The organism is Chryseobacterium sp. DZ-32, assembly GCF_059587025.1.
This window is the reverse complement of the sequence record NZ_JCAIOM010000010.1, coordinates 67995-86408: the sequence shown is the minus strand read 5'-3', so window position 1 is coordinate 86408 and position 18414 is coordinate 67995. Positions and strand designations below refer to the sequence as shown.

The 18414-nt window shown below is 37.3% G+C and carries 16 protein-coding genes; 11 read left to right on the top strand and 5 right to left on the bottom strand.

Features of this window, described 5'->3' with window-relative positions:
- Window positions 1-4 precede the first annotated feature (4 nt).
- From AC59HC_RS12825 to AC59HC_RS12815, 3 genes are read left to right on the top strand one after another with little or no spacing between them, the layout of a single operon-like run.
- Window positions 5-1393, top strand: a complete 1389-nt coding sequence (locus tag AC59HC_RS12825; protein ID WP_496558736.1) for an AMP-binding protein — start codon at window positions 5-7, stop codon at window positions 1391-1393.
- Complete coding sequence (locus AC59HC_RS12820; protein WP_496558735.1) at window positions 1380-3848, top strand: TonB-dependent siderophore receptor; 2469 nt, start codon at window positions 1380-1382, stop codon at window positions 3846-3848. The genes AC59HC_RS12825 and AC59HC_RS12820 overlap by 14 nt, the downstream gene beginning before the upstream one ends.
- 2 nt (window positions 3849-3850) lie before the next feature.
- A complete protein-coding gene (locus tag AC59HC_RS12815; RefSeq protein ID WP_496558734.1) occupies window positions 3851-5038 on the top strand; it encodes a PepSY-associated TM helix domain-containing protein in 1188 nt (395 codons plus the stop codon).
- 446 nt (window positions 5039-5484) lie between these two features.
- Here the strand turns inward: AC59HC_RS12815 and AC59HC_RS12810 are convergent, their stop codons facing one another.
- On the bottom strand, window positions 5485-6975 hold the full coding sequence (locus tag AC59HC_RS12810) for an aminotransferase-like domain-containing protein (protein ID WP_496558733.1): 1491 nt from the start codon (window positions 6973-6975) through the stop codon (window positions 5485-5487).
- 66 nt (window positions 6976-7041) lie between these two features.
- Between AC59HC_RS12810 and AC59HC_RS12805 the strand changes: the two genes are divergently transcribed.
- The 5 genes from AC59HC_RS12805 (at window position 7042) to bioA (ending at window position 12123) form a co-directional block, all read left to right on the top strand.
- Complete coding sequence (locus AC59HC_RS12805; protein ID WP_496558732.1) at window positions 7042-7665, top strand: hypothetical protein; 624 nt, start codon at window positions 7042-7044, stop codon at window positions 7663-7665.
- Window positions 7658-8767: an aminotransferase class I/II-fold pyridoxal phosphate-dependent enzyme gene (locus AC59HC_RS12800; protein WP_496558731.1), complete on the top strand. Its 1110-nt coding sequence runs from the start codon at window positions 7658-7660 to the stop codon at window positions 8765-8767. The genes AC59HC_RS12805 and AC59HC_RS12800 overlap by 8 nt, the downstream gene beginning before the upstream one ends.
- 49 nt (window positions 8768-8816) lie before the next feature.
- Window positions 8817-9431 carry a dethiobiotin synthase gene (gene bioD, locus AC59HC_RS12795; protein WP_496558730.1) on the top strand — a complete coding sequence of 205 codons (615 nt, stop codon included), beginning with the start codon at window positions 8817-8819 and terminating at the stop codon, window positions 9429-9431.
- Window positions 9431-10414, top strand: a complete 984-nt coding sequence (bioB, locus tag AC59HC_RS12790; protein WP_496558729.1) for a biotin synthase BioB — start codon at window positions 9431-9433, stop codon at window positions 10412-10414. Before bioD ends, bioB begins: the two co-directional genes overlap by 1 nt.
- 416 nt (window positions 10415-10830) lie before the next feature.
- A complete protein-coding gene (gene bioA, locus AC59HC_RS12785; protein WP_496558728.1) occupies window positions 10831-12123 on the top strand; it encodes an adenosylmethionine--8-amino-7-oxononanoate transaminase in 1293 nt (430 codons plus the stop codon).
- A gap of 102 nt (window positions 12124-12225) precedes the next feature.
- Here the strand turns inward: bioA and AC59HC_RS12780 are convergent, their stop codons facing one another.
- From AC59HC_RS12780 to AC59HC_RS12770, 3 genes are all read right to left on the bottom strand, one after another.
- Complete coding sequence (locus tag AC59HC_RS12780; RefSeq protein ID WP_496558727.1) at window positions 12226-12780, bottom strand: RNA-binding protein; 555 nt, start codon at window positions 12778-12780, stop codon at window positions 12226-12228.
- Between the two features lie 38 nt (window positions 12781-12818).
- Entirely contained in the window at window positions 12819-14219 is a 1401-nt protein-coding gene (locus AC59HC_RS12775; protein WP_202840312.1) for a T9SS type A sorting domain-containing protein, read from the bottom strand.
- Between the two features lie 155 nt (window positions 14220-14374).
- Complete coding sequence (locus tag AC59HC_RS12770; RefSeq protein ID WP_202840313.1) at window positions 14375-14689, bottom strand: winged helix-turn-helix transcriptional regulator; 315 nt, start codon at window positions 14687-14689, stop codon at window positions 14375-14377.
- A 92-nt stretch (window positions 14690-14781) separates the two neighbouring features.
- Between AC59HC_RS12770 and AC59HC_RS12765 the strand changes: the two genes are divergently transcribed.
- Both AC59HC_RS12765 and AC59HC_RS12760 read left to right on the top strand, forming a co-directional pair.
- Window positions 14782-15552 carry an MBL fold metallo-hydrolase gene (locus AC59HC_RS12765; RefSeq protein ID WP_496558726.1) on the top strand — a complete coding sequence of 257 codons (771 nt, stop codon included), beginning with the start codon at window positions 14782-14784 and terminating at the stop codon, window positions 15550-15552.
- A 53-nt stretch (window positions 15553-15605) separates the two neighbouring features.
- Window positions 15606-16313 carry a DUF421 domain-containing protein gene (locus tag AC59HC_RS12760; protein ID WP_311229514.1) on the top strand — a complete coding sequence of 236 codons (708 nt, stop codon included), beginning with the start codon at window positions 15606-15608 and terminating at the stop codon, window positions 16311-16313.
- 12 nt (window positions 16314-16325) lie between these two features.
- On the opposite strand, the gene AC59HC_RS12755 is transcribed toward AC59HC_RS12760, so the two are convergent.
- Window positions 16326-17531: a CynX/NimT family MFS transporter gene (locus AC59HC_RS12755; protein ID WP_496558725.1), complete on the bottom strand. Its 1206-nt coding sequence runs from the start codon at window positions 17529-17531 to the stop codon at window positions 16326-16328.
- A 71-nt stretch (window positions 17532-17602) separates the two neighbouring features.
- Between AC59HC_RS12755 and AC59HC_RS12750 the strand changes: the two genes are divergently transcribed.
- The gene (locus AC59HC_RS12750; protein WP_202840319.1) at window positions 17603-18385 is read left to right on the top strand and encodes an AraC family transcriptional regulator; all 783 of its coding nucleotides are present in this window, start codon (window positions 17603-17605) and stop codon (window positions 18383-18385) included.
- The last annotated feature ends 29 nt before the right edge of the window (window positions 18386-18414 follow it).

Below are 18414 nucleotides of genomic sequence, written 5' to 3'. Positions count from 1 at the left end.
GCTTATGAAAATTTTAGAAAATGTAATTGCCAATAAGAACTTGGGGTTTACAGATGCTTCCACCGGTACAACAATACCGGTGGGAACACTGTACCGGTCTTTAGGCTTAAACCCCGTAGAAAAAGGCCTGCTTTTTTTGTACAATGATAATCAGCTTCCAAGCATTGAAGTGCTCCTCAATTTTTATGGAACAGCACATACCATTGCGTTACTGGGACAGAAACTTCATGAGGAATTTAAAGAACGTATTGAGGCAGAATATCGTCCGAAATACATCTTTGATCCACAAAGGGAAACCATTGAAGGATACTCTCTGAAAGCATTCTCAGACAACATCAGAATCTTTGCAAAGGATGATTATAAAGCTGAGATTATCATTCACCCTGACATCAAAATCCTATTGAGTACTTCAGGAACTACAGGTGTACCGAAGCTGGTTAAATTATCTGATGAAAGTCTTTATCAGAACGCATTGAGCATCCTTCAGTACATGCCGATTCAGGGAACTGATGTAGTTCCTTTAAACGTACCGATCAACTTTGTATACGGATTCTCTATTTTCACGACCAACTGTATGCGTGCCGGAAGAATTGTCTGTACGGATAAAGACATTATGCAGAAAGCATTCTGGGACGAAATGGAGAAGTACGGCTACAGTACTTTAGGCGGAGTTCCCTTTCTTTATGAAAACCTGAACAGAATAGGATTTTTCAGAAAAGATTCTCCAAGTCTCAGATATTTTACCCACACCGGAGGTGTGATTAACGCGGAATTGAGAAAAACTATTTTCTCTTATTGTCATGAATTTAAAAAAGAATTCTTTGCACAATACGGACAGACAGAAGCAGGCGGAAGAATGGCTTACCTTACCACAGAAGGATTGCTGGAAGAAGAAACATCAATCGGAAATGTGGTGGAAAGAGGAAGCTTCAAAATTGATCCTGAAACGGATGAATTGCTGTTTTCTCATGTCAGTATTTTCGGAGGCTATGCCAATAAACTGGAAGATCTTGCCACTTATGAGCAGCCTTCCATACTGCATACCGGAGATACCGCCAGAAAAGGTGAAAACGGAATTTATTATATCACAGGTAGAATAAAACGTATCATGAAGCTTTTCGGAATACGCCTGAATCTGGATGAGGTAGAATTCATTCTTAAAAATGAAATGCAGGGCAATACCTTCGTATGTCTGAATGCCAATGATAAAAAAATCGTGGTGTTGTATGACAATCCGGAAATAGATCCTCAGCTCATCACCGAAACCATTAAAAATAAACTGCGTATTAATCCGCAATATGTACGCACAGAACTTATAGAAACATTTCCTTTATCACAAAACGGTAAAATAAACTATCCCCTGTTACAAAACTTACAGCATGAAAACATCTAAAACCCTTATATTACTTCTTGGTCTTGCTTTATCTTCCAACTCGCTTTCTGCACAGCAGGGCGACAGAGTTCATGGCAAAATCATGCTGTCTGAAAAAGCACCAGTAAAAAATGCTGTTTTAAGACTTGTCAACACGTCTTATCAGGCAAAAACCAATAATTTAGGAGAATATTACTTTGAAAATGTGCCACCTGGAGAATATACCCTTCAGGTGGTTTTAAATGACATCGAACTGATGAGAGAACCCATTCACATTCAGAAAGATGTCTATGAAATCCCTGCGATCTACGCTCCTTTACACAACAATGTGATTGAAGGAATTACCGTATATGCAGTGAGCAGAAATAAATTTCTGGATAAAGACAGTACTTCAGTGGCCAAAATGCCTCTGAAAGTTCTTGAAAATCCACAAGCTTATACAAGCATCAACCAGCAGATCATGAAGGAACAGCTTACTTACGATATTTCGGAAGTATTGAAAAATGTTCCGGGTATGGTAAAAATGCAGGGAAGTCCGGGAAGAGGCTCGGGAGACGGAAGTTTCTACTACAGCCTTAGAGGTTTCCCTACGAAAGTATCGATGGTAGACGGTGTTCCTGCAACCACCAATGGTGAGATCGATCCTGCAGATATTGAACGTCTTGAAGTCATCAAAGGACCTTCAGGAACGTTGTATGGAGGCGCGGTAACTTCGTTTGGAGGCCTGATTAATGCGGTAACCAAAAAACCGAAAGATTATTTCGGAGGAGAAGCTTCTTATCTGATGGGAAGCTACAACCTGAACCGTGTTACCGCCGATGTTTACGGACCGATTACAGAATCCAGAAATATGTTATTCCGTTTAAATGCGGCGTACCAGTATCAGAATGGTTTCAGGGATTCTGAATTCAGAAAATCATTCTTTGTAGCCCCAACTGTAAGCTACCAGGTCAATGAAAGGTTGAAATTTAATCTGGGAGCTCAGATTTATAATTATGAAGGAACCAATACTCCGATTATTTTTCTGACCAGAACAAGACCCTATGTTGCTCATACACCAGATGAACTTGGATTCGACTGGAAAAGATCTTACTCCAACAATGATATGACTTTAAAAGCTCCGTCTATCAATGTAAAAGCAGAGGCTAATTACAAAATTTCGGATCATTGGACTTCGCAAACGTTGCTTTCAAGAAACTTCAGAAAAACGGAAGGATTATATCAATACCAGTTTATCAGAGGGACAACCAGTGATGCCCTGCTGGAACGTAATGTACAGTGGCAGAACTCTGAAGCTTCTTCTACAAGTGTTCAGCAGAACTTTAATGGAGAATTTAATATCGGAAAAATTAAAAATAAAGTGTTGATCGGATTAGATTATTTAAATCAATCGATCAACAATAATCATTCTCCGATTGTAGTATATGATTACATTGATGGGACAAATCCTACGGGGCCGGTAGTGGCACCTGTAACCGGAGTTTATGGTAACATCTCCAGAGATCTGGCTCTTCAGAAAATTCAGACTGCAACTCAGGCTGCTATTCTGGCAGGTAAAACGCCTTTGGTAAGAAATAGCACTTCATCCAACCTTTACGGAGCTTATATTTCAAACGTAACCTATATTACAGACCGTTTGATTACGCTTTTAAGCTTGCGTATGGATCATTACGAAAGTAAAGGACAGCTTAATCTGAATGATAACAAACGTACCGGTGATTTCAGTCAGACCGCATGGTCTCCAAAAGTAGGAATTGTATATCAGATCGTTAAAGATCAGTTATCTGCCTATGGTAATTATATGAACGGCTTCAGCTATACAGCTCCTGTTACCCAGCAGTTACCGGACTATAGCGGAGATATGAAACCACAGATGGCCAATCAGTGGGAAGTAGGAATCAAGGGAAATCTTTGGAGAAACAAAGTGAATTTCACGGTTGGATACTACGATATCCTTGTCGATAATATCCAGAGAGGAACCGGAGTGATCCGTGACGGAAAAGAATACAATATTGTTGTTCAGGATGGAAAGCAAAGAAGTAAAGGGATTGAAATCGAAACCATCATGAATCCTGTTCAGGGATTAAATATCATGGCCGGATATAGCTACAATCACAGCAGATATGAAAAAGCTGATCCTGCTGTAGATGGGCGCCGTCCTGAATCTGCAGGTCCTGCCAATGTATTCAATTCATGGATCAGTTATATTCTCCCGATCAAAGGACTTCAGGGACTAGGAGTAGGTTTTGGAGTAAACCGTGTTGGAAAACAGATTACCGGAAATAAAGTGGTTACCGGGCAATTTGTATTTCCTGCCTATACTTTGGTGAATGCTTCCATTTCTCTTGAAAAAGAAAGATACAGATTAGGATTTAAAATGAATAACCTGGGCAATGCACAATATTTTGCAGGGCAGGGAGTGGTAGTCGCTCAGATGCCTCGTAATTTTGTTGCTGAGGTAAGCTTTAAATTTTAAGAATGAAGCTGAAATTTAGAAAAATTGCCTATCAGTTACATCTATGGCTCGGACTCGCGTCCGGGCTTATAGTTTTTATTATGGCCGCTACCGGATGTATCCTCTCTTTTGAAGAAGAATTAAAACATAGTGTTCACCCCAACAGATATTTTGTTGAAAATATCGGCAGAAACAAACTTTCATTGGCTGAGCTCACGGAAAAAGCAGAAAAAGCACTTCCCGAAGGTTTAAAAGTCAAAAGGGTAGTGATTCCTTCAGATCCTGCACAAACCTACGTATTCCGTACCCTGAAAATGAACGATGAAGCATGGACGTATTGGGGAACTTATCTTTATTATTACCGGATTTATGTGGATCCTTACACCGGAAAAGTGCAGGAAGTAGAAGATGCAAAAAAAGATTTCTTCGAAATTGTACTGGATCTTCACAGAAGACTTTTGCTGGGTGAGAAAATAGGAAAAGCAATTACCGGTTATTCCACACTGATACTGACGATTATTCTTTTTTCCGGGCTTGTGATATGGTATCCCCGTAAAATGAGCAAAAGCATGCTGAAAGGAATGTTTTTCATTAAAATATCGGCCAACTGGAAAAGAATCAACTATGATCTTCATAATGTGCTGGGGTTTTATTCCGTAATTCCTTTACTTATTATTTCGTATTCCGCATTGATATGGAGCTTTGAAGATGCAGACCAATGGATAAGGAATACATTAAATGGAAACATTCCAACAGAAAAGAAAGCCAAAAGTACAATTCCTTCCGAAGAATTTTCAAACCGGGAAAATATTCTCAATCTGATTGGAAATACTATGGAAAAAGGATTGAAAGACAAAAAATCTGTACTTGTCAACTTTCCAAGATCGGAAGAAGGAACCTACTATGCTGAGCTGACGTATGACGGAAGACAATACAGAAATGAACATTTTAATTTTGATCAATATTCAGGAGAAGTTTTAAAATCTCAATCGTATAAAAACAAAAATATAGGATATGGAAACGCATTAAGAGAAAGAAATTATGATCTTCACACCGGAAGTATCCTGGGACTGACCACCAGAATTATCTATTTTCTGGCAGCAATTATCTCACTATCACTCCCGATTACCGGTTTTATTATCTATTTGAATAAGAAAAAGAAGAAACCAAAACATAAGAAGAACAAAGTAGTTTTTCCTACTCATCATTAATAAAGAGAAGAGGTTATCTCAAAAGTCAAATGACGTGGTTTTTGTGGCTTTGTCATTCTGACGAAGGAAGAATCTCATTATAATTTAACTAAGAGATTCTTCACTACATTTCATTTCGTTCAGAATGACACTTTACGTAGCCTCTTCACTTTTACTATTCAAAGCAAGAATATCCAGTATCAATTTTATCGCAGATAAAATCCTCGCGCCTTAAAACACATTGTTTTGGTCATTATTTGCGCCTTCGCGTTCAAAAATAAAATAATCTTTTTTTGGAAAGTCGCAAAGGCGCAATTTTTTTAATATTCATGCATTTTTAAGACGCAAGAATATTTCGACTTCGCTCAATATTAGATTTTCAGCAGGAAATATGATGTATTTTTTCACAAACTTTATTGGTATCTATGAAAAATCTGCAAAATCTCCTAAATCTGCGAGAGATTTAATCACCCAATCAATCCCTTCACATTTTTTGAAAACACCTCAATCCCTTTATTCATCTCTTCAAAATTAAGATCTCCAAATCCCAGACGCATCGCTGTAAGACCTTTATTCTGATACAGTAACGTTTTAGGAATGAAAAGATTGTCTTTTGCACAGTTTCGGCTCAGCTGCATCAGATTCAAGGGAATATTCCATTCCAGCCATATAGCGAGCCCTCCTGAAGGTTTCTGAAAAGTAATAAAATCACCCAAATTCTCTTCTAACAACAAAGAAAAATAATCACGCCTTTCCTGATATACCTTTAAAGATTTTTTCAGATAACGGTTGATTTCTCCCTCTGCAATCATTTCTCCTAATGCCCTTTCCATCAGAATATCTCCCTGACGGTCAATAATTCCCAGATATTTACGCATTTCTGTCATCAGATTCTCAGGAGCCACAATAAATCCTGTCCTGAATCCCGGAGCCAGAGATTTTCCGAAAGAACCGATATAGATCACCATTCCGTTGGTATCAGCACTGGCAAGGGGAAGAATAGGGCTTTTATCGTAGTGAAATTCATAATCATAATCGTCTTCCAGAATAATAAATCCGTATTCATTGGCAAGTTCCAGAAGCTCGAAACGTCTTTGAGCGCTCAATGCAACCGTAGTAGGATAGTGATGATGCGGCGTAAGATAAAGCATCCTTATTTTCTGCTTTTTACAGGCTTCACGAACGCTTTCTACTATAATTCCTTCTTCATCAATCGGAATCGAAACAATATCAACACCAGCTTTCACAAAGATCATATTGACTGAAAAATAGCTCAAAGCTCCCACCAATACGATATCACCTTTGGAAAGAAGGATCTCGGAAACAATATAAATACTCATTTCCGTACTTCGGGTGATCAGCAGATTATTCTTGGAAATAGGAAGCCCCCGGGAAAGATTCAGGTATTGGGATAAATGTTCTTTAAAAAATTCACTTCCGTCATGATTATAATGTCCAAAAGCTTTCTGGCTGGATTTGCGTTTCAGGATAGAACTGTAAAACCGGGAATGCTGTCCGATTTGCGTTAAGCGGATATCCGGTACCCCATCATTAAAGACATATTTACAATTGGAATACTCAAAAGGATTATCTAAAATATTGGATGTTTTAAATGAAAAACCAGTCGAAACTGGATAATTCTGAAGGTTATTTTGCTTAAAATCATTCAATTTAACAGGTTTTTCCTGATCTTTTCCAATAACAAAAGTTCCTTTGTTGGGAAAACTCTCCGTCCAGCCCTGGGCTGATAATTCATCATATACTGCAACGGCCGTATTTCTATGGATCTCCAGCATTTCACTGAACGTTCTTGTCCCCGGCAGCTTCGTTCCAAAAGGAAGAAACCCTCTCTGAATCGCATTGATCAGCTGATTGGCAATTTGCAGATAGATAGAAGTCTCTGATTTTCTATCAATTTTTATAAAACTTTCGTAGGGAATCTTAACCGGACTATCCATAATATCAAAACTGGCACCATACAACCATCCGGCAATATACTACTTTTGACATCAAAATAAAAATCTATGGAATTTCATCATCTGTTAAAAAAAATTGTACAGGAAGGAAGTATCCACGCCAAATGGCTGAACACGCTTTCTTTTATGGAAAATGCCGGTGCAAGAAAAATATCAAAATGTGAACATCCAACCCTGGTTTCTCAGATCCAGCTGAAACATGCTGCAGAAGAACACCGTCATGCTTATTATTTAAAAAAACAAATTGGCAAAATAAACCCTGAGCTTTGCAAAACCTACGAAAGCACAGAACTTCTGGCGCCTATCGCCACAAGCCAATATCTTCACTCATTAGATATCAAAGCTTGCCGATATCTTCAGAAAGCTTTCCAACTTAATAAAACAGATATTAAATATGCTGCCTATCTTTTCGTAACCTATGCTATTGAAGTCCGTGCAGATGAACTTTACCCTGTTTATCAACAGGCACTTACCGAAGCTTCTTCTAAAATTATGGTAAAATCCATTATCCTTGAAGAAGAAGGACATCTGGAAGAAATGATTCATCAGCTCAATGAATTCTCACCAGACTGGAAGCACCATGCAGATCATATTCTGGACATAGAAAAAGAACTGCATAAAGAGTGGATTAATGCGATTACAGAAGAAGTAGCTCAATTAAATTATGCTTAGCAATACTTCCCGTTTTCAGGAATACCTTGATAAACGAAAAGAGAAGGGAACCTTAAGAAGTTTAAGGCTTCAATCCGATGGAATTGATTTTTATTCCAATGATTATCTGGGGTTTGCAAAAAGTAAAGACCTTCAGCAATTACTGTTGCAAAAGATTACAGATCATCCTCAACTACTTTCCGGAAGTACAGGTTCAAGATTGATTAGCGGGAACAGTGATATGGCGGTTTCCGTGGAAAATTATATTGCGCAGAAACATCATTTTGAGTCCGCATTACTTTTTCCATCCGGATATAATGCAAATCTGGCTTTGTTTTCTACGCTTCCCAACCGCCATGATACTGTGATGGTGGACGAACAGATCCATCGTTCAGTACATGATGGCTGCAAACTATCCAATGCTAAAAAACTGAAATTCAAACACAATGATATCGAAGATCTTGAAAATATTTTAAAAAGACAGAAAGGACATTGTTATATCGCGATAGAAAGTCTTTATTCGATGGAAGGAGATTTTGCTCCTGTTCAGGACATCGCTGTGCTTGCCAGTCAATACAAAGCCTCTCTGATTGTAGATGAAGCCCATGCATTTGGGGTTTTTGGATATGGATTGATTGAAAAATACCGCTTACATAATCATGTTTCGGCAGCGGTTATCACTTACGGTAAAGCTCTTGGAAGCCATGGAGCAGCCATTCTTTGTAATGAAACAGTGAAATCTTACCTGATCAATTTTGCAAGTCCATTCATTTATACAACATCAGCACAGGATTTTCAATGGATGAGCATCAAAACAGGATATGAATTTTTAGATCAAAATCATGAACTGGCTGAAAAACTTAAGAATAACATCAAAGTTTTCCGAAGCAGAAAATTACAGTCTCCATCGGCAGAAACAAGTCCGGTTCAGGCTATTGTGATCCCGGACAATCAAAGACTGAAAGAATTACAGGATATTTTATCTGAAGAAGGGTTTTTGACCTATGCTATATACAGTCCAACGGTAAAAGAAGGAAGCGAACGCTTGAGGATATGCCTTCACAGCTTTAATACAGAAGAAGAAATTATAAAACTGACAGGAATTATTAAAGAATTTATTTAAAACTTTCAACAGCCGAATCACGAATCCCGAACCCCGCATCACGAAAGACATGAAACTATTTATAACAGGAATAGGAACCGAAATAGGAAAAACAGTATGTTCAGCTGTTTTGGTTCAGCATTTTAAAACAGAATACTGGAAACCCATACAATCAGGCGATCTGCATTATACTGACAGCCATAAAATTGAAGCATGGACAGACACCAGCTTTTGCCATCCGGAAACTTACCGTTTAAAGCTGGCAGCATCACCACATCAATCAGCAAGAGAAGAAAATATCACCATCAATCTGAATGATTTTCAACTCCCAAAAACAGCAAATCCACTCATTGTAGAAGGAGCCGGAGGTCTTATGGTACCCATTTCAGACACTACATTTATGATTGATCTGATTGAGGAATTAAACATTCCTGCAGCGCTGGTTGTAAGAAACTACCTGGGCTGTATCAACCATAGCCTGCTTTCAATCTTAGCCTTACAACAGAGAGAAATTCAGCTGGAATATTTAATTCTTAACGGAGATTTTCCGGAAGATACAGAAAGAGTGATCTGCAGTTTTATCGAAAACGAAACAAAAATTATAAAGATTCCGGAAATCATGAATACAGATAAGGAATCTATACACCTTGCTGCAAAGCAATTAACAATAACAAAAATAGGATAATGGATACAAAAACAACATTGAGAAACAACTGGACTAAAGAAGAAATTGAGGAAATTTACCATTTACCTCTGATGGAACTGATCTATAAAGCAGCCACCGTACACCGCGAATGGCATGATCCTTCTGAAGTGCAGATTTCCACATTATTATCTATCAAAACCGGCGGATGCCCCGAAGACTGTTCCTACTGTGGACAGGCAGCCCGTTATCACACCAACATCAAAGTACAGGCTTTATTACCTACAGAAACCGTAATTGCCCATGCACAGAAAGCAAAAGATTCCGGATCTTCAAGATTCTGTATGGCAGCAGCATGGCGTGAAGTTCGTAATAACCGTGATTTTGACCGGGTGATTGATATGGTAAAAGGAGTAAACGAACTTGGCCTTGAAGTTTGCTGTACATTGGGTATGCTTACCGAAGAACAGGCCATCAGGCTTCAGGAAGCCGGATTGTACGCTTACAATCACAACCTTGATACTTCTGAACAGTATTATGAAGAGATCATCTCTACCAGAACTTTCGACAACAGGATCAACACAATAAATAACGTAAGAAAAGCAGGAATCACAGTATGCTCCGGAGGAATCATCGGACTAGGCGAAACTCACAGAGACAGAATTTCAATGCTTTTAACGTTAGCAACAATGCCAAAGCATCCGGAATCCGTTCCAATTAATGCATTAGCAAGGGTAGCAGGAACTCCGTTAGCAGATAATGAAAAAGTAGATACCTGGGAAATGGTAAGAATGATTGCCACAGCAAGAATCGTAATGCCATCTTCCATGGTGAGATTAAGCGCAGGCCGTATAGAAATGACTGAAACAGAACAGGCATGGTGCTTTATGGCAGGAGCCAATTCCATTTTCACGGGAGAAAGAGAAACCTTATTGGTAACACCTAATCCGGGAGTTTCTGAAGATATGCAGATGCTTCAGACCTTAGGATTGAGACCTATGATGAAAAAAGAAACATGCTGTTAGTAAATTATAAACGATAAATAATGAGTGATGAGCTGGATTATTGGTATTATAGAGCTTATTATAAAACTGGTTTTTGAACTTTTATAAACTGCTCTATAAGTTGGAAAACGCAAAGGCGCAAAAGCTTTTGTAGTAAGTAATACTTTAAGACGCAAGGATTTTATCTACGATAAAATTTAACATTGCAAATTTTTATTCTATTGCAGATTGTGTAAATTAAACAGATGATATAAAAAATCCACGGGAAAATTATAACACATTCCTTGCTGAAAATCTTTGATTTTCTTGCGCCTTAAAATATTCGCAATCTATGACAAAACTTTGCGCCTTTGCGATCAATCCAACATTTCAATATATTCAACTAAATTATTGTTAAATCCATCTCCATCACTCATTTCTATTTTTTACATCAAAATATGAATACAATAACAAAAGAAATCAGCCTTCAAAAAAGAGACAAAATGGTCAACTGGCATCCGTACACCCAGATGAAAACAGCTGATGATGCCATTCCTATTGTAAAAGGAAAAGGAATTTATCTTTATGATACCGAAGGAAAAAAATATCTGGATGTCGTTTCTTCATGGTGGGTAACTCTACATGGACATTCTCATCCATATATTGCCCAACGTGTTTTTGAACAGTTAAATACTTTAGAGCAGGTTATTTTTGCAGGATTTACCCATGAGCCGGCAGTACAGCTTTCAGAAAATCTGCTGAAACTTCTGCCTGATAGCCAGGAAAAAGTCTTTTATTCGGATAATGGCTCTACCGCAGTAGAAGTTGCTTTGAAAATGTGTATTCAATATGCATACAATAAAGAGAAAAAGAAAACAAAGATTTTAGCTTTTAAAAATGCCTATCACGGAGATACCTTTGGAGCCATGTCTGTAAGCGGAAAAAGCTTCTGGACAAGACCTTTTGAAAGCATGCTGTTTGAAGTTGTCTTTATTGATACACCTACTGCAGAAAATCTGGAAAATCTGCAGCAACAGATTAAAGAACTGGCCGGTGAAGTCGCTTGTTTTATCTATGAGCCATTAGTTCAGGGGGCTGCCGGAATGCTTATGTATAAAGCTGAAGACCTAAGCCAGCTGATGAATTTCTGCAGGGAAGAAGGTATTCTCATGATCCAGGATGAAGTTTTTACAGGGTTTGGAAGAACAGGTAAACTTTTCGCAGCAGATTATCTTACGGAAAAGCCGGATATCATGTGTTTTTCAAAAGGATTGACAGGAGGAACCATGCCCATGGGAATCACTACCTGTTCCAATGACATCTATGATGCTTTCCTTTCTGAAGACCGTTATAAAACCTTATTTCACGGGCATTCGTTTACAGCCAATCCTTTAGCCTGTACAGCGGCTCTTGCCAGTATGGAATTACTATTGACAAATGAAACTCAAATGAATATCAACCGCATCACTCATCAACATTCAGAGTTTGTGAAAGTACTTGCTTTACATCCTCGTGTAGAAAAGGTTCGTCAGATCGGAACTATTTTAGCGTTCGATTTCAAAACCGGGAATGATACTTCTTATTTCAATGAAATAGGGAAGAAGCTTTACAATGAATTCTTACAGAGAGGGATTATCATGAGGCCGTTGGGAAATGTAATATACCTGGTTCCGCCATATTGCATTACATCAGAAGAATTGGATTTTGTTTATCAGAATATTACGGAGGTGCTGGATCAGTTTAGAGAATAAGCGATCCCTTCCGGTAATAATTATTTTTAATTTTTTTAATATACCTTATAGGTTTTCACAACCTATAAGGTTTTTATGTTGAAGGTAAGCACCTGTATTTTTTTAAATTTCCTGTTCTGCTTTCTTCAAAATAGTTATCAATTCTTTTAATTCATCTTTATTGAATTCCTGTAAGTTCTGATTAAAATGATTGCCCGGAATTTTTATATAATTCACCCACGAAGAAAGTTTTTCACGGTAAACACTTCCGAATTCAATATTACTCATCGTTACAAACTTATATCTGGTTTCCTGGCCAGCCTTTTCGTTTTCTCTCTGTTCTACCGTCTGAAGAGCCTGAATCAGTTTTCCCAATTCATTTTTGTCAATAGTGAGTGTCTTTTTGGAGATTTCATCAAAGGTTTCATATTCATACATAATTCCAAGAAAAGTATCCGAAGAATTTTCGGAAATATCTTTCGTTACAATTTTTTGAATATTCAGGTTTTTAAACTTACCTAAATTGATGATTTTCTTTTCAATTAATGTTCCTTTTCTTGAATTGACAGTTAGGCCGCGGGGTGTTGTGTTGGATCTTTGAATCGTTGGTGGTGGCGCTATCTGCGCAGTTACCCATGTGCCTATTGTGCAGGAGATCAAAATAATGATTCTTTTCATTTGTAAAAATTGTTATTAGTTTTTAAATTATAAATCTACTACTTCTTAATAAGTTTTTTTGTGAAAATTTTCCCGTTTTTAAAAAATGTTTTTGCAAAATACACTCCTTTAGGCAGTTCAGAAATATCGGAATTATTTTCTTTTATAGTTTTCAGTAATTTTCCATCAAAAGAATAGATTTCTATTTTATTAATTTTTTCTTTTGACTGATAAACTATATCTTTTTTCACGGGGTTTTCAAAAGTGATGTCAGTATTGTTTTTTAGAGTTTCTGCTGTTGATAATACAGCTGTACTGGTTAAAAGATATTTAACGATCTCTGTTGTTGGCCCATCTCCATAAACAATTATATTATTATCAAAAACTTTGATTGCGTGAATCATGTGATAGAGTAAGCTGGAATCATTTTCTATATATTCTCCAAATACCGTATCAATAGTTCCATTTTGATTAAGTTTAGCGATATAATAAGCAGGTGCATTGTTTAAATCAGCATAACCTGCAATATAATAAGAATTATTTTTTTCATAGATATCCCAAAATTCAAGACCCAGAGCACCATTATAGTTGAATGTGGTATCTGGCGTTCCATCTGCATTCAGCCTTCCTATGGTCGCAGGGCTTGTTGATGCAAGTTGTGCATATATAATTCTATTCCCCGAATCTACCTTTATAACATTCACATTCACTCCATTAAATATGGCCACTCCATTGTTTCCAAAACCTGTCATAAGCTGTCCATCAGAAGTATACTTTTTTATAGTATTATGTTCTAAAAAAATAATATTAGATTGATTATCTAAAATAATGCGGGGAATTCCATTTGTTAACAGCTCTCCATTATTAAAGCTGTTATCTGATGTACCATCAGAATTTAATCTAAATGTATGGGTGTACCCGTCAAAAAATCCATTGGTATCCACACCGGTTCCTGAAACAATAATTTTGCTTCCTTGTTCTATGAGGTTGTTTTTTATATTGAAATTGTCCTGATAGAAATTGGCTAATGCTTTTACTCCTCCATTTGAAAACGAAGAATCTAATTGTCCATTGGAAAGTAATCGAACAACATCTAAATAATTAATACTATTTACAGAATCATATCGCCTTAACAGTAAGGTTAATTTATCATTATTATGCCTTATAAATCCAACCAGAGCGTCTGAGGTATAATTCAATGCAACTTTACCATTAGTTCCAAAAGCCACATCCAAAGAGCCATTGTAACTTGTCGCTTTAGAGATAATTAATTGATTCGTATTGGAGTCAAAGGATTGATAAAATACGGCATTGGTTGTTTCTGTCAGCTCTCCCAGATAAGAGCTTCCTGTCGGAAGATTATAAATTCCGTTCGTAGCAAACGAGGGATCTTTAGAAATAATTTGAGCAAAAAAAGTTTGTGCTACGAAAGTAAGCACAAATAATAATTTTTTTTTCATTGGTTTGTTTTTTTATAAAAATTTGAGGTTATATTATGTAACCCCTACATAAATCTATTTTTAGGTAGTGTTTCCAAATGTAGTATAAAATTTTAGAAAAGGAAAGAAATACCTACAGGCATCGAAAACCTTCGATGAATTTATCCAAAATGATTTTAACCCAATCCACTTCCCCATGAATGCAATTCCAAAAGAATAGGGCCCAGCTTCCGGCCTTTTTCAGTCAGTTTATAATAGACTTCCGGTGGGAAATTATAAACTTCAATCCTTTCAATAATAAGATCTTCTTCCAGCTGTTTCAATTGCTCTGACAGTACTTTCTTGGAAACACGGGGCATAGTACGCCAAAGTTCCGCAAAGCGGACCTGGTCATCTTCAAAAAGATTGTGCAGGATCAATGGTTTCCATTTCCCTGAAAGAATATCCAGACTTCGTCTTAATCCACAGTTTTTAAATTCCTCAAAATTCATAAGTCAATTGAATATTTATGGTTAACTTTTTGGTAACCTTCGATTGTTTTGCTGTTATTAGGTAATACATTTGTCAAACAAAAATACCCAAAATGAAATTACAATTATGGCGCAATGCGACATTACTGCTTAATATTGACGGAATTTCTATCCTGATAGATCCGATGCTCGGCGACAAAGGTTTCAGAGGAAAAATGCCCATGACAGACAGTGAATTATTAAATCCTCTTGTAGACCTGCCTTTTGATAAAGAAGAATTAAAGAAAAAGCTGGAAAGAGTAGACGCAGTTGCTGTTACCCACCTTCATCCTGATCATTGGGATGATGCTGCTATTGAACTCCTGGACAAGAATATTCCGGTCATCTGTTCCGATGTTATTTCAGGACAGATTGCAGAACAAGGCTTCACCAATATCATCGTTCTGAAGGATCAGCTTCAATGGAATACTATTGAAATATCCAAAACCAAAGGCCGGCACGGAACCGGAGAAATCGGAGAGAAAATGGGAATCGTGAATGGTTTTGTTTTTAAAAAAGACAATAAATCCGTATACATCGCAGGAGACACGATCTGGTATGATGAAATTGCTGCAGAAATTGACAAACATCAGCCACAGCACATCATTGTAGCGGGTGGAGCTGCTACTTTTTCCGTAGGAGATCCTATTATTATGACCAGTGAAGATATCGTAAAAGTATGTGAATCTGCTCCGGAATCCACTGTTTGGGTAACGCATCTGGAAACCCTAAGCCACTGCAGGGAAGACAGAAAATTTATTCAGAAAAAGATCCATGAAAACGGAATAGCGGGAAGATGCTTTATACTTGATGATGGTGAAGAGGTAAGCCTGAAATATCTATGAAATAAATACGTTTTATGGCTTATTTTTTGAATATTCCTTGATAAATAATTGGTATGCTGTCAGTTTTTCTCTTAAATCTTGATTGGAAAGAATTATTATTGGGACATGAAGAATGGTCTTTTCTTTTAGAGATCATTCTTCGTACCATGATTATGTTTCTGGCTATTATCATCGGACTTAGAATTTTAGGAAAAAGAGGGGTAAAACAGCTCTCAATCTTTGAATTGGTAGTCATTATTGGCCTGGGATCGGCAGCAGGAGATCCTATGTTTAATAAAGATGTTGGAATTATTTCGTCCCTTATTGTTTTTATTGTTATTATTCTCCTGTATTCTATTGTGACGCATTTTATCGGAAAAAGTAAAAGTTTTGAAAATCTGGTGGAAGGAAAATCCATCTGCCTCGTAGAAAATGGCGAATTTTCAATTAAAAACTTTCAAAAAGAAAACCTTGGGAGTGACGAATTCTTTGCAGAACTGAGACTAAAGGGAATTTCGCAACTTGGCCAAATTGAAATGGCTATAGAAGAAATATCAGGAGAAATCAGTGTATTTTTTTTAGAAGATGAATTTGTAAGGTATGGACTTCCTATTATGCCAGGCTCATTACATAATCCGTTACGATATATTCGTGAGGAAAGACATTACTCTTGTATATTCTGTGGGTATACTGAACATAAAAGAGAGGGTAATGCCGGACGCTGCCCGAAATGCCAAAAAGAAGAATGGGTAGCATCCAGCAATAAAAGACGTGTCACCTGACCTTTGACTATCCTAATCCTCAACATACTTATTTCTCGCTGCTTTCAATCCAAAATACAGCATCAGTATTACCGCACAGCTTAACAAATAGAATGAACTGTTCCAGGAAATATCCCAATCATGCAGTTTTCCAAACAACGGAGGCCCGAATGCAGCAATCAGATAACCTACAGACTGTGCCATTCCTGATATTTTAACTGCATTGCTGCTGTTTTTCGTTCTCGTGGAAAAAAACAGGATCGACAGGCTGAAAGACAATCCATTAGATATTCCGATAATCACAGCATTCACATAAATCCACTGAGATTTCAGAAAAACAAACATCAGTGTACTGCTGAACATCAGTGTACATATGAAAAGGATCATAAGTCTCTGATCTTTCATTTTACTGGCAATAATCGGACAACAGAATGTCACAGGAATCATCGTAATCTGAATAACAAAAAATACCCAGCCCGAACTTTCTCCCTGCATATGAAAATCAGCAAGAAAGGAGGGAAGCCATGCTACCAGGCAATAATAAAATAAAGACTGCAGTCCCATAAAAATACTGATATTCCATGCCTGGGCAGATTTGAACATATTAAAATCTGAAGTACTGAGCGCTGTTTTAGGTGGTGCCGGATTTCTTTTGTTAAATATAAATTCCAATGATAAAACAAGAAAAGCCAATGCGGCAATCACCAGCCATATTCCCAGAGAGCCTTTCCATCCAAAACCTGTCAGTTCTCCTATTTTCACGCTGAATCCGGAAGCTAAAGCTGCTGTAAGATTCATCGATACAGCAAAAATTCCTGTCATAAGACCTATCTGCTTCGGAAAATTATTCTTAACATATCCCGGAGTGACTACATTTCCAATGCATATTCCTAAACCAATGAATAGAGATCCTAAAAACAAAAGCCATAGAGATCCGGTGATTCGCAAAAATAATCCGAAGCTTAAAATAATCAGGGAATACATCAGAAGCTTGCTGATTCCAAACTTATTGGAAAATCTGCTCACCAGTACAGAACAGGCGGCAAACATAAACAGGGGAATAGAAGTAAGCAGACTCACCTGAAAATTATTCAGTTTCAAAGCCTCCCTTACTTCTCCAAGTACAGGAGCAACCGCCACAATCGGTGAACGGAGATTGCTGGAAATAAGTATAACTACCAGAACATTAATGATTAATAAAACATACGAAGCATTCTTTTTTACTTCATTCTTCATCATAATAAAAACTTTTGTACAAAATTAGCACAGTAATTTTGTTTAATTTTGCCAAAGTTTTAACCTAAAACGACATGAATGCTAATGACAGTATAAAAATAGATGAACTGAAAAAGCCTTATTTTGTATGGTTTGAAGAAAACTGGGTGCATGATAATGTTCTGCATCACCATCAGAAAGGGCAGCTCGTGTATGTAGAAAGTGGTTTCCAGTATATTACTATCGAAGAAAAAATCTATCTCCTCCCTCAAAATCATGCCGTATGGATCCCACCAAATGCAGTCCATAAAACCAATTCCCATTCTGAAAAGATCAAACTGATGATCATGTTTGCGGAGATCAGTATCCAAGAATCTTTTTATCAAGAAGTGAAGGTATTTTCTGTTCCTCCGGTTTTAAAGGAAATGATAAAATATGCAGAGAAATGGTCTAAGATGATGACTCCAGATCATCATGAAAGCCTGTTTCTGAAAGCATTGTTCAACGAACTTCCACGGTTTGTAGAACATTCCCTGACTCTTCATATCAGTCTTCCTAAAGATAAACGCCTTGCTAAAGTCATAGAACATCTCCACAGTCATTACCGAAATGAGATCAAAATGGAAGACCTGAGTGATACAGCGCTTTTATCTTTCCGTACTCTGGAGCGTATTTTCAAAAAAGAAACAGGTCTTACTTTAAGCAAATATCAGCAAATGCTTCGTATCATCAAAAGTCTGGAATATTTGAGCTCCGGGAGTCTTACGGTTTCAGAGACGGCTTATGAAGTAGGATACAAGAGTGTTCAGGCTTATACCAGAAGTTTTCAGTCTGTGATGAAGTTCAGGCCGACTGATTTTATTAAAACCATTCAATAGGTTTTAAACCTGTATAAAGACAGTTTAAA

Bases quoted from the DNA above. Each gene is read 5' to 3' on its own strand.
- AC59HC_RS12800 (WP_496558731.1), top strand. From the start codon at position 7,658: ATGCTTAGCAATACTTCCCGTTTTCAGGAATACCTTGATAAACGAAAA.
- AC59HC_RS12780 (WP_496558727.1), bottom strand. From the start codon at position 12,780: ATGAAAAGAATCATTATTTTGATCTCCTGCACAATAGGCACATGGGTA.
- AC59HC_RS12775 (WP_202840312.1), bottom strand. From the start codon at position 14,219: ATGAAAAAAAAATTATTATTTGTGCTTACTTTCGTAGCACAAACTTTT.
- AC59HC_RS12770 (WP_202840313.1), bottom strand. From the start codon at position 14,689: ATGAATTTTGAGGAATTTAAAAACTGTGGATTAAGACGAAGTCTGGAT.
- bioB (WP_496558729.1), top strand. From the start codon at position 9,431: ATGGATACAAAAACAACATTGAGAAACAACTGGACTAAAGAAGAAATT.
- bioD (WP_496558730.1), top strand. From the start codon at position 8,817: ATGAAACTATTTATAACAGGAATAGGAACCGAAATAGGAAAAACAGTA.
- AC59HC_RS12765 (WP_496558726.1), top strand. From the start codon at position 14,782: ATGAAATTACAATTATGGCGCAATGCGACATTACTGCTTAATATTGAC.
- AC59HC_RS12805 (WP_496558732.1), top strand. From the start codon at position 7,042: ATGGAATTTCATCATCTGTTAAAAAAAATTGTACAGGAAGGAAGTATC.
- AC59HC_RS12820 (WP_496558735.1), top strand. From the start codon at position 1,380: ATGAAAACATCTAAAACCCTTATATTACTTCTTGGTCTTGCTTTATCT.
- AC59HC_RS12815 (WP_496558734.1), top strand. From the start codon at position 3,851: ATGAAGCTGAAATTTAGAAAAATTGCCTATCAGTTACATCTATGGCTC.
- AC59HC_RS12825 (WP_496558736.1), top strand. From the start codon at position 5: ATGAAAATTTTAGAAAATGTAATTGCCAATAAGAACTTGGGGTTTACA.
- bioA (WP_496558728.1), top strand. From the start codon at position 10,831: ATGAATACAATAACAAAAGAAATCAGCCTTCAAAAAAGAGACAAAATG.
- AC59HC_RS12760 (WP_311229514.1), top strand. From the start codon at position 15,606: ATGCTGTCAGTTTTTCTCTTAAATCTTGATTGGAAAGAATTATTATTG.
- AC59HC_RS12755 (WP_496558725.1), bottom strand. From the start codon at position 17,531: ATGATGAAGAATGAAGTAAAAAAGAATGCTTCGTATGTTTTATTAATC.
- AC59HC_RS12810 (WP_496558733.1), bottom strand. From the start codon at position 6,975: ATGGATAGTCCGGTTAAGATTCCCTACGAAAGTTTTATAAAAATTGAT.
- AC59HC_RS12750 (WP_202840319.1), top strand. From the start codon at position 17,603: ATGAATGCTAATGACAGTATAAAAATAGATGAACTGAAAAAGCCTTAT.